This is a genomic window from Frankia sp. BMG5.23 (genome assembly GCF_000685765.2).
GTDB classification, from domain to species: domain Bacteria; phylum Actinomycetota; class Actinomycetes; order Frankiales; family Frankiaceae; genus Frankia; species Frankia casuarinae.
In genome coordinates this window covers 1-11,428 of the sequence record NZ_JDWE01000016.1, presented here as the reverse complement: position 1 = coordinate 11,428, position 11,428 = coordinate 1, and the positions used below count along the sequence as shown (strand labels likewise).

General features: G+C 72.5%; 8 protein-coding genes. All 8 read left to right on the top strand.

Annotated elements, in window-relative coordinates; translation table 11 throughout:
• The first annotated feature begins 185 nt into the window (after window positions 1–185).
• Window positions 186–3,284: an RNA helicase gene (locus BMG523DRAFT_RS09745; RefSeq protein ID WP_043590946.1), complete on the top strand. Its 3,099-nt coding sequence runs from the start codon at window positions 186–188 to the stop codon at window positions 3,282–3,284.
• A 3-nt stretch (window positions 3,285–3,287) separates the two neighbouring features.
• Window positions 3,288–4,373, top strand: a complete 1,086-nt coding sequence (locus BMG523DRAFT_RS09740; protein WP_051623810.1) for a cobalamin biosynthesis protein — start codon at window positions 3,288–3,290, stop codon at window positions 4,371–4,373.
• Window positions 4,370–5,896, top strand: a complete 1,527-nt coding sequence (locus tag BMG523DRAFT_RS09735; protein ID WP_043590943.1) for a cobyric acid synthase — start codon at window positions 4,370–4,372, stop codon at window positions 5,894–5,896. The genes BMG523DRAFT_RS09740 and BMG523DRAFT_RS09735 overlap by 4 nt, the downstream gene beginning before the upstream one ends.
• A gap of 123 nt (window positions 5,897–6,019) precedes the next feature.
• Window positions 6,020–6,964: an ABC transporter ATP-binding protein gene (locus BMG523DRAFT_RS09730; protein WP_049761086.1), complete on the top strand. Its 945-nt coding sequence runs from the start codon at window positions 6,020–6,022 to the stop codon at window positions 6,962–6,964.
• Entirely contained in the window at window positions 6,961–8,199 is a 1,239-nt protein-coding gene (locus BMG523DRAFT_RS09725) for an ABC transporter permease (RefSeq protein ID WP_083494786.1), read from the top strand. The genes BMG523DRAFT_RS09730 and BMG523DRAFT_RS09725 overlap by 4 nt, the downstream gene beginning before the upstream one ends.
• A 132-nt stretch (window positions 8,200–8,331) precedes the next feature.
• Window positions 8,332–9,273: a ribose-phosphate pyrophosphokinase gene (locus BMG523DRAFT_RS09720; RefSeq protein WP_011436997.1), complete on the top strand. Its 942-nt coding sequence runs from the start codon at window positions 8,332–8,334 to the stop codon at window positions 9,271–9,273.
• Window positions 9,274–9,540: 267 nt separating this feature from the next.
• Complete coding sequence (locus BMG523DRAFT_RS09715; protein WP_011436996.1) at window positions 9,541–9,996, top strand: helix-turn-helix transcriptional regulator; 456 nt, start codon at window positions 9,541–9,543, stop codon at window positions 9,994–9,996.
• Complete coding sequence (locus BMG523DRAFT_RS09710; RefSeq protein WP_043590940.1) at window positions 9,993–11,174, top strand: cation diffusion facilitator family transporter; 1,182 nt, start codon at window positions 9,993–9,995, stop codon at window positions 11,172–11,174. Before BMG523DRAFT_RS09715 ends, BMG523DRAFT_RS09710 begins: the two co-directional genes overlap by 4 nt.
• Window positions 11,175–11,428: the final 254 nt, after the last annotated feature.

Below are 11,428 nucleotides of genomic sequence, written 5' to 3'. Positions count from 1 at the left end.
CGGCACGGCGAACCCGGTCGGCACCGGGTCGTCAACACCCGTCGGCGCGGGGACGGCCCCCGTCTCCCCAAGCACCGACGTCACCCACGGCGACATCACCTGACGCTCGTAGGTTCTTCCCCGGCCGGTCGGGACCGGCATAAACCGGTCGGCTGCCGGCCGTCGCGTCCCGTAGGGTGGCTGATGTGTCCTCCACGCCCGAGATTCTTGTGGAGTTCGCCGCTGGCCTCCCCTTCGGACTCGACCCGTTCCAGTTCGAGGCGGTCGCGGCGCTGGCTGCCGGTGAAGGGGTGCTCGTCGCGGCCCCGACGGGAGCGGGTAAGACGGTTGTCGGCGAGTTCGCCGCCCATCTCGCCCTGCGCACCGGGACGCGTTGCTTCTACACGACGCCGATCAAGGCGCTGTCGAACCAGAAGTACGCCGATCTCGTCTCCCGCTACGGCGCCGTCTCGGTCGGCCTGCTGACCGGGGACACCTCCCGCAACGGCGACGCCCCGATCGTGGTGATGACCACCGAGGTCCTGCGCAACATGCTCTACGCCGGCCCGGTCGACAACGGCCGGCTGGACGACCTCGGCTATGTCGTCATGGACGAGGTGCACTACCTCGCCGACCGCCAGCGCGGCGCCGTGTGGGAGGAGGTCATCATCCATCTGCCGGCGCAGGTCCGGCTGGTCTCCCTGTCCGCGACGGTGAGCAACGCCGAGGAGTTCGCCGAGTGGCTGGTCACGGTGCGCGGCCATACCCGGGTCATCGTCAGCGATCACCGTCCCGTTCCGCTGTGGCAGCATGTGCTCGCTGACCGCACCCTGTACGACCTGTTCCTCGAGGACACTGCCGGCACCCCGCCGCCGGGCGGACCCGAGGCACTTCGTGCCACCCTGGACGGTGATCTCGTCCGGTCGAGGTGGAACGTCGGGGTCGAAGCCGGATTCGAGGTAGCCGGCACCCGGCGCGCCACCATCGGCGACCGGGACCGCGGCGGCGACCGGGACCGCGGCGGCGACCGGGACCGCGGCGGCGACCGGGACCGCGGCGGCGACCGGGACCGCGGACGGGGGCGGGGCGGCAACCGCAACGGCGAACGGGGCCGGGCCACCCAGGGTGGTCGCGGTGGCGACCGTGGCCGCAATGGGGGTGCCGGCCAGGCGCCCGTGGCAGCCATCCCCGCGGCCCGTGGTGGTCCGACGGCGGTCGGTGGACGAGTGGTGAACCCGGACCTGCTGCGGCTGGCCCGCGAGGAGAGCCGGGCGCTGTCGGGGGGCTCTCCCGCGGTCGGCCGCGGTCGGCCGGCGCCCGGCGCGCGCCGGCGGACGTGGGTGCCGGGCCGGCCGGAGGTCGTCGAACGGCTCGACCGCGACGGCCTGCTCCCGGCGATCGTCTTCGTGTTCAGCCGGGCCGGCTGCGATGCGGCGGTCACCTCCTGCGTGCGTGCGGGTCTGCGGCTCGTCGGCCCCGCGGAGCAGCAGCGGATCCGGACCCTGGTCCGGGAACGCACCGCCGGGATCCCCGAGACCGACCTCGCCGTGCTCGGCTACTGGGCGTGGCTGGAGGGGCTGGAACGCGGCATCGCATCCCACCACGCCGGCATGCTGCCAACCTTCAAGGAGATCGTCGAGGAGCTGTTCGTCCAGGGGCTGGTCCGGGTGGTCTTCGCCACGGAGACCCTGGCGCTCGGCATCAACATGCCCGCCCGTACCGTCGTGCTGGAGCGGCTGACGAAGTTCAACGGCGAGAGCCGCGTGGACATCACCCCGGGGGAGTACACCCAGCTGACGGGCCGCGCCGGGCGGCGCGGCATCGACGTGGAGGGCCACGCGGTCGTCCTGTGGCAGCCGGGGCTGGATCCGCTCGCGCTCGCGGGGCTGGCCTCCACGCGGACCTATCCGCTGCGCTCGTCGTTCCGGCCGTCGTACAACATGGCCGTCAACCTGGTCGGCAGGCTCGGGCGGGAGCGGGCACGCACCGTGCTGGAGTCGTCGTTCGCGCAGTTCCAGGCCGACCGGGCCGTGGTGGGCCTGGCCCGGGCGGTGCAGCGCAACACCGAGGCGATCGACGCGAAGCGTGAGGCGTTGAGCTGCGACAAGGGTGACATCGGCGAGTACGACCGGTTGCGCCGGGAGATCGCTGAGCGGGAGGCCGCGCTGTCGCGGGAGGGTTCGGCGCGCCGGCGGGCCGAATCCGCGGCGGCGCTCGCCCGGCTGCGGACCGGGGACATCGTGCGGGTGCCCGCCGGGCGGCGCAGCGGGCTCGCTGTCGTGCTCGACGCCGACGCCGCCGCGAATGCCGCCGACGGCCCGCGGCCGGTGGTGCTCACCGCGGACAGGCAGGTTCGCAGGCTGTCCCTGACCGACTTCCCGATCGCCGTCGAACCGCTCGGCCGGGTCCGGGTGCCGCGGTCGTTCAACCCGCGCTCGCCGCAGTCACGCCGGGATCTGGCCTCCTCCCTGCGCGCCGCCGACGTCAACCCCGATGCCCCTCCGGGCCGGCGGGCCAGGGTCCGTTCGGCCGCGGCGGACGACGCCGAGCTCGCCCGGCTGCGCCGGGCCCTGCGCGCCCATCCGGTGCACGACTGTCCGCGCCGCGAGGAGCACCTGCGCTCCGCCGAGCAGGTCAACCGGCTGGTCAAGGAGACCGCCGCGATCTCACGGAAGGTGGAGGGCCGGACGAACACGGTCGCGAAGACGTTCGACCGGGTCCGCGCCGCGCTCGAGGACCTCGGCTACCTGGACGGGGACCGCGTCACCGCCGCCGGGCGGGTGCTCGCGCGCATCTACTCGGAGCAGGACCTGCTCGTCGCCGAATGCCTGCGCGCCGGCATCTGGGACGATCTCACCCCGCCGGCGCTGGCCGCCGCCGTGTCCACGCTGGTGTTCGAGCCGCGCGGTGACGACGCCGGCGTCCCGGCGCTGCCGGGCGGCGCGGCGCTACGCGACTGCCTCGCCGAGATGGTCCGGCTGTCGGAGCGGCTCGCCGAGGCCGAGCAGGCCCACCGGCTCGCGTTCCTGCGCCCGCCCGAGCTCGGATTCGTCGCCGTCGCGCACGACTGGGCCGCGGGCCGCACGTTGGAACGGGTGCTGACCGACAGTTCCGTGGAACTGACCGCCGGCGATTTCGTCCGGTGGATGCGCCAGCTCATCGACATCCTTGACCAGATCGCGCAGGTCGCTCCGATGGTGCAGGCGGACCCGGGAACGCCGGACGGCGCGCGGGTGCGCCGGACCGCCCGGGCTGCGATGGACGCCGTCCGTCGCGGGGTCGTCGCGTACGCGATGAGCGTCTGAGCCGTGGTCCCTTCCCGTGCCGTGGTCCCTTCCCGTGCCGTGCGCGCGTTCGGTCTGGTCCTCGGTGCCGTGCTGGACGGGCTGCTCGCCGACCCGGCGCGGCTGCATCCGGTCGCCGGGTTCGGGCGGGCCGCGTCCCGGCTGGAGAACCGGCTCTACCGGGACGGCCGGGCGCCCGGAGCGCTGCACACCGCGGTGCTGCTAGCCGCGGTCGCCGTGCCCGCCGTCGCTGCTGAACGCGCTGCTGAACGCGCTGCTGAACGCGCTGCTGAACGCGCCGCTGAACGCGCCGTCGCGCTCACGGCGGTGGTCACGTGGACCGTCCTCGGTGGCGCCTCGCTGCGCCGTCAGGGCCGACGCCTCGGTGAGGAGCTGCGCGCCGACGATCTCGCCGCGGCCCGGGAACGGCTCCCGGCGCTGTGCGGACGCGATCCGGCGTCGCTGGACGCCGCCGGGATCGCCCGCGGCGCGATCGAGTCCATCGCCGAGAACACCTCCGACGCGCTGGTCGCCCCGCTGTGGTGGGGGGCGCTCGCCGGCCTGCCCGGCCTGGTCACCTACCGGGCGATCAACACCCTTGACGCGATGATCGGACACCACAGCCCCCGGTACGAACGCTTCGGCTGGGCGGCGGCGCGCCTCGACGATCTGGCGAACCTGCTCCCGGCGCGGATGTGCGCGCTGGTGACCTGCGCGTGCGCCCCGGTCGTCGGCGGTTCGGCGGTCGACGCGTACTGGGTCATGCGCCGGGACGGCCGGTCGCATCCCAGCCCCAACGCCGGGATGGTGGAGGCCGCGTTCGCCGGGGCGCTGGGGCTGCGGCTCGGGGGAGAGCTGCGCTACCCCTACCGCGTCGAGCACCGGCCGGAGCTCGGGTTCGGCCGGCGGCCGCAGGGCGCGGACGTCGCAGCCGCGGCCCGGTTGTCCGCGGCGGTGAGCGTGGTCTGTGTCGCGCTGACGGCGGCGGCGGCTCCGGTGGCGCGGCTGGTCACCTCCGCCCTGACCGCGCGCCTCGGCCTCGGTACCGGATCCGGACGCGCTGGCTCCGGGGGCTCTGGTGGGCCCGGGAGAAGAGAGCGCCGCCGGTGAGCGGGGGACTGCTGGTCGCCGGGACCGCGTCGGATGCCGGCAAGAGCGTGCTGACCGCGGGGATCTGCCGGTGGCTGGCGCGGGAGGGGGTGCGGGTCGCCCCGTTCAAGGCGCAGAACATGGCGTTGAACTCGGCGGTCACCGCCGATGGTGCGGAGATCGGCCGGGCCCAGGCGATGCAGGCGGCGGCGGCCGGTGTCGAACCGGAGGCGGCGATGAACCCGGTGCTGCTCAAACCGGGGGGCCAGCGGCACAGCCAGCTCGTTGTGCTGGGCCGCCCGGTCGCCGAGGTCGACGCGCTCGGCTACCGCCCGTACAAGGAACGGCTGGCCGCGATTGTCCTGGAGTGCCTGGACGACCTGCGCGGCCGGTTCGACGCGGTGATCTGCGAGGGGGCCGGTTCTCCGGCGGAGATCAACCTGCGTTCGACCGACATCGCCAACATGGGCCTGGCGCGCGCCGCGAACCTGCCGGTGATCGTGGTCGGCGACATCGACAAGGGCGGGGTCTTCGCCGCCCTGTTCGGCACGCTGGCCCTGCTCGATGCGGCCGACCAGGCGTTGGTTGCCGGCTGGGTGATCAATCGGTTCCGTGGCGACGCCCGACTGCTCGAACCCGGACTGCGCCAGATCGAACGGCTCACCGGCCGGCCGGTGCACGGCGTCGTCCCCTGGAAGGCGGGGTTGTGGCTGGACGTCGAGGACTCCCTCGACCTCGCTGCCTTCCCCGACGCCGAGCCCTGTCCCGAGGCGCGGCCTGCCTCGCACGGCGGTCGGCGGGAGGTGCTGCGGGTCGCCGTCATCCGGCTGCCCCGGCTGTCGAACGTGACCGACATCGACGCGTTGCGCGTCGAGCCCGGGGTCGCGGTGCGCCTGGCCACCCGACCGGACGAGCTCGCCGACGCCGACCTCGTGATCCTGCCGGGCACCCGTTCCACCGTCGAGGACCTGCGCTGGCTGCGTCGCCGTGGTCTCGCCGCGGCCCTCGCCGAACGCGCCGCCGCGGCCCGTCCGGTGCTGGGTATCTGTGGCGGCTACCAGATCCTCGGCCGTCGCATCCGTGACGACGTCGAATCGGGTGCGGGCGAGGTCGATGGTCTCGGCCTGCTCCCGGTCATCACCACGTTCGACCCGGTGAAGCTGCTCGGTCGGCGCGCGGCCACCGATGCCGCCGGCCGACCGCTGACCGGCTACGAGATCCGGCACGGGCGGCTGACCGTCGAGGAGCATCCGGACAGCGCGCCGTTCGCCGCGGACGGGGTGCGCGTCGGCGCGGTCGCCGGCACGAGCTGGCACGGGGTGCTGGAGAACGACGCGTTCCGCCGCGCCTATCTCGCCGACGTGGCCACGGCCGCGGGGCGTTCGTTCGTCCCGGCGTTCACGTGCTTCGCCGATGCTCGGCAGCGCCGCCTCGACGCCCTCGGTGACCTCGTCGCCGACCATCTCGACACAGGCGCCCTGCGCCGCCTGCTCGCCGAGGGCACACCCGCCGGCCTGCCGTTCGTCCCCCCCGGCGCATCCTGATAATCAACGGTGTTGACATCGTCGCACCACGCAAAACTGATCATGAAAACCACCGCGAATAGCATCTGGGTGGCAGAGGCAGGGGTTGACCGTTACCTGGAACGCCGTGGAAAGCTGGTGCAGGTGGGCGATGGACGGCTCGAAATCGACGGGGTGTCGAAACGGTACGGCGACGTCGTCGCGTTGGAGTCGATGACGTTCGAGGTGCGGGCCGGCGAGCTGTTCGGGTTCGTCGGCAGCAACGGTGCCGGGAAGACGACGACGATGCGTATCGCCCTCGGGGTGCTCGCGGCGGATTCCGGGGTCGTGCGTTATGACGGCGTTCCGCTGACGTTACGCACCCGCCGCCGGATCGGCTACATGCCGGAGGAACGCGGTCTGTATCCGCGGATGCGGGTGGGTGAGCAGCTCGTCTACCTCGCGCAACTGCACGGAATGGGGCTGCCGGCAGCCCGTCGGGCAGTGGCGCGGTGGACCGAGCGGCTGGGGGTGTCCAGCCGCTTGGACGACGAGGTGCAGAAGCTCAGCCTCGGGAACCAGCAGCGGGTGCAGCTGGCCGCCGCGCTCGTGCACGATCCGGTCGTCCTGATACTCGACGAGTCGTTCTCCGGATTGGACCCGGTGGCCGTCGACGTGATGAGCGAGGTGCTGCGGGAGCGTCGCGCCGCCGGGGTTCCGGTGATGTTCTCCAGCCATCAGCTCGATCTCGTCGAGCGGTTGTGCGACCGGGTCGGGATCGTGCGGGCGGGCCGGATGGTCGCCTGCGGTTCGGTTGACGAGTTGCGCGCGGGTGGTGATCTGCAGGTGGTGGTGGACGCGCCGGCGGCGCCGCCGGGCTGGGCCGACGGGATACCGGGGGTCGTCGTGCGTCACCGGGACGGGCCGCGGACGGTGCTGGGCCTCACCGCGGGCGCCGACGACCAGGCGGTACTGCGCGCGGCGCTGGCCACGGGCCCGGTGCGGGAGTTCCGTCGTCGCCGGCCGTCGTTGACCGAGCTGTTCCGTAACGTCGTCGTGCAGGCCGGGCAGCAGCCGGGGAGTGGGGCGTTCCCGGAGAACGCGGCGTGAGCGTGCGGGGGCTGGATGGCGCGGCGCAGGTGTCGGGCCGGGTGATCCGGCTGATCGCCCGGCGGGAGATCGTGACCAGGACCAGGTCGCGGGCCTTCCGGATCACCACGGGGCTGTTCGTCCTCGGGATCGGCGCCATGGTGCTGCTGACGTCCCTGACCGGCGGCTCGTCGGCGAGCCGGATCGCGTTTACCGCGGTCGACTTCCGGCAGGCGGCGACGGTCGAGGCTGCGGCCCGGTCGCTGGGCGAGAACGTCGAGGTCCGTGCGGTGGCGGATCGGGCGGTCGGCGAGCGGGCCGTGCTCGACGGTGACGTCGACGCGTTCGTCCGCGTGGTTGCGACCCCTGGCGCGGCGGGGAACGCCGTCTACCGGGTGGTCGTCAAGAAGGAGCTCGGCGACCGGCTGACGTCGGTGTTGAGCCTCGCCGCCCGGCAGGTCGCGCTCGAGCGCCAGGTCGTGGGGCTCGGTGGTGATCCGGCCGTCGTGGGGCGAGCCGTGTCCGCGGCCACGGTCCAGGTCAGCGCCCTGCGGCCGGCCTCGGAACAGGACGGGGCCCGGTTGCTGCTCGGCCTGCTCTCCGGCGGGCTGATCTACCTGTCTCTGCTGATCTTCGGCCCGGCCGTGGCGCAGGGGGTGATCGAGGAGAAGAGCAGCCGGGTGGTGGAGCTGCTGCTGGCGACCGTGCGTCCGTGGCAGCTGATGGCCGGCAAGGTCATCGGGATCGGCGCCGTGGCTCTCGGTCAGTTGACGCTGATCGGGGTGGTCGGCGTGTCGTTGGGCCTGACCACCGGGCAGCTCGACATTCCGGCCGGGATCGCGATCGGGTCGGTCGCGCTGGCGCTGCTGTGGTATCTGCTCGGGTTTGCCGTGTACGCGCTGCTGTTCGCGGCCGCCGGGGCACTGGTGTCTCGGCAGGAGGACGCCGGCGGGGTCACGGCACCGATGATCTTGCTGATCGTTGTCCCGTACGTGCTGGGCATCTCGGTGCTGCCGGGATCGCCGGACAGCGGCCTCATCCTGGCGCTGGCGATGATTCCGCTGTTCGCGCCGGTCCTGATGCCGATGGTGATCGGGATCGGCAGCGTGGCGGGGTGGCAGGTGGTGGTCGCGATGGCGCTGACGCTCGCGCTGATCGGGGCACTGGTCTGGCTGGCCGGGAGGGTGTACGGCAATGCGGTGAAGCGTGGCGGGACTCGGGTGTCGATCCGGGAGGCGCTAGGGACCTCGGCATGACTCGGCCTCTGGTCGATACCATCCGGGACGGGCGGGTCCATCGGACGTCGACCGGGGACACCGAGGCCCGGGACACCGAGACCGGGGACACCGAGACCGGGGACACCGAGAACAGGGAACGAGGAGCGGTTCGTGCGAGACATCGCCGTCTTCAGCGGCAGTGCCCATCCGAGTCTCGCCGAGGAGATCTGCACACACCTTGACGTGCCGCTGCATCGGGTGCGGGTGCAGCGTTTTGCCAACGACTGCCTGGAGGTCCAGCTTCCCGCGAACTGCCGGGAACGCGACGTGTTCCTCATCCAGCCGCTGGTCGCACCGGTGCAGGAGAACCTCGTCGAGCTGCTGCTGATGCTGGACGCGGCGCGCGGGGCGTCGGCGGCGCGCACGACGGTCGTGCTGCCGCACTATGCCTATGCCCGCTCGGACAAGAAGGACGCGCCGCGGATCTCGATCGGCGGGCGGCTGGTCGCGGACCTGCTCGTCACCGCGGGTGCGAACCGCGTCCTCGCCATGACCCTGCACTCGCCGCAGGTCCATGGTTTCTTCAGCGTGCCGGTGGATCATCTGCATGCGTTGCGGGAACTTGCCGCGCACTTCCGTCACTACGAGCTGTCGAACACGACGGTGGTCTCCCCGGACCTCGGCAACGCCAAGGAGGCGGCGGCGTTCGCCCGGATGCTCGGGGTGCGGGTGGCGGCGGGGGCCAAGCAGCGTTTCGCCGACGACCGGGTCAGCATCAGCACGGTCATCGGTGACGTGGCTGGCCGGGACGTCATCGTGCTCGACGACGAGATCGCCAAGGGTAGCACCGTGCTCGAGCTGCTTGAGCGGCTGCGTGAGCTGAACGTGCGGTCGGTGCGGGTGGCGTGTACGCACGGGCTGTTTGCGGCGGGTGCGCTTAAGCGCATCGGCGACCAGCCCGAGGTCGCCGAGATCGTGTGCACGAACACGGTGCCAATTCCGGCGGGGGACCGAGTGCCGAAGCTGAAGATTCTCACGGTCGCCCCGGCGCTCGCCGAGGCCATCCGCCGCATCCACAACGGCGAGTCCGTCAGCGCTCTCTTCGACGCCTGACCGTCGCGCCGACTTGGCCCGGGTCTCGGACACAGGGGTCCGCCTGATCGCGCGGCGGCCACGTTATGGGGAGCAGGGCACGGTCCAGGGCCCGCAGACCATCCTCAGGTCCCCCAAATTCGCCGGCCGAAGCACACGTACCCGGAGAAGTTCGCGCACTCGGCCCGGGAGGTCGGTGGCGCGACGGATTCCTGTCGCCGTCCGACGGGGCGGTAGCCGGTTCCGTTCAGCGTTGGCTGACGTCAGGACCGGCTGTACCGTTGAAGCATGGTGAAGGTTGCCTCGCATGCCGAGGTGCTCGCCCGATTCGGGCACGCGCTGTCCGACCCGACGCGGGCCAGATTGCTGCTGGTACTGCGGGAGGGCGCGGCCTACCCCTCGGATCTTGCGGAGATCCTCGGGGTGGGGCGCACGAATCTGTCCAATCATCTGGCCTGTCTGCGTGGCTGCGGATTGGTCGTCGCCACGCCGGAGGGTCGCCGGCAGCGCTACGAGCTCGCCGATGACAAGCTCCGCCATGCCCTGGACGATCTTCTCGGCGTCGTCCTGGCCGTCGACACCGACCACATCCACCCGAACGTCACCGCCCCCGTCGCGGCTGCCGCGCCGGGGAGCCTCGGCGGGGCCCGCGGTGGGGTCTTTGGCGAGGCCGGTGGTGCTGATGACGTCGGCTCCGGGGGCGCCGCCGACCGTGCCGCCCTGGCCGGTGCGTGCGACGCATGACCAGCACCGGCACCTTCGGTGACCAGGGCGCCGGCCACGATGATCGTCGTGGCCGGGATCACGGCCACGGCCACGGTCACGGTCACGGCCACAGCCATGGTCATGGTCATGGTCATGGTGTTTCCGAGACGCCCGGGAGTGCCGGCCAACGGCGCCGGCTGCTGCTGGCGACCGCATTGAACATCGCCATCGTGATCGGGCAGGCGGCGGCGGGGCTCGCGGTCGGTTCGGTCGGTCTGCTCGCCGACGCCGGGCACAACCTGACCGACACTGCCGGCGTGGTGCTCGCGCTCGTCGCGGTGGCACTGTCCCGGCGGCCGCCGTCGGCGAGCCGCACCTTCGGCGGGGTGCGTTGGCCGGTGCTTGCCGCGCAGGCCAACGCCGCCGCCGTGCTGGTCGTGACGGCGCTGCTGGCGGTGGAGTCCCTGCGGCGCCTCGGTTCGACCGGTTTCGTGGATGGGGGAGTGGTGGTCGCCGTCGCGTTGGCCGCCGCCGTTGTCAACGGGGTCAGCGCGTGGGTGGTCCACGGCGGCGATGGTGATCTCAACACCCGGGCCGCGGTGCTGCACCTCGCCGGGGACGCCGCGGTATCGTTGGCGGTCGCCGCCGCCGGCGGGGCCATCTGGCTGGTCGGTGGCTGGTACTGGCTGGATCCGCTGGTCTCGCTGGTGATCGCGCTGCTCATCGCCGTCCAGGGGGCGCGGCTGCTGGCGAGTGCCTCACGGGTGCTGCTGGAGGCAACCCCGGCGAGCCTGGACGTCGCGGCGGTGCGTGCCGACATCCTGCGCGACCCTCATGTCCTCGACGTGCATGACCTGCACGTCTGGAGCCTGTCCGACCGACTCCTCGCCGCGTCGGTGCATCTGGAGCTCGGCCATCTCGACAGTGCCCACGGCGACGGGGGCCATCCCAGCCTGGCGCAGGCCCGATCGGTGTCCGATGCGATCAAGGCGATGCTCGCCGCGCGGCACGGCATCACTCACGCGACCATCGAGGCCGAGTGCGAGCCGTGTACCCCGCCGCATGACGACCCGTGCGGTGTCACCCGTGGGCTGGTCCGCCGCGACGGGGACCGGCAGACCGGGCGGCGGCGGCACCCTCGGGAACAGCGGCACCCTCGGGAACAGCGGCACCCTCGGGAACAGCGGGGCCGGTCTTCCCGCGACGTCGTGGTCTAGAGCAGAGCCATCCCCTCGTCGCCGTGCCCGGTCCGCACACGTGCGCACCGGGCACGGCGGGTCCGCTGGCGGCACCCATCCCGACATCCCCTGTTTTCGGGATGCCGCTGTTTTCGGATGCTGCTGCCGCTTCCGTTAGCGCAGGTGGTGGGATTGTCCCACACTTGGATGCGTCTCTACCCGCCCGAGTCTCCGACGGTGACCGGCGGCTCCGGCCCCGGCAGGACTGGTCCCGAGATGAACCCGACGCCGCA

Excerpts from the sequence above, each read along its gene's own strand:
- BMG523DRAFT_RS09715 (WP_011436996.1), top strand. The coding sequence starts at position 9,541 with ATGGTGAAGGTTGCCTCGCATGCCGAGGTGCTCGCCCGATTCGGGCAC.
- BMG523DRAFT_RS09710 (WP_043590940.1), top strand. The coding sequence starts at position 9,993 with ATGACCAGCACCGGCACCTTCGGTGACCAGGGCGCCGGCCACGATGAT.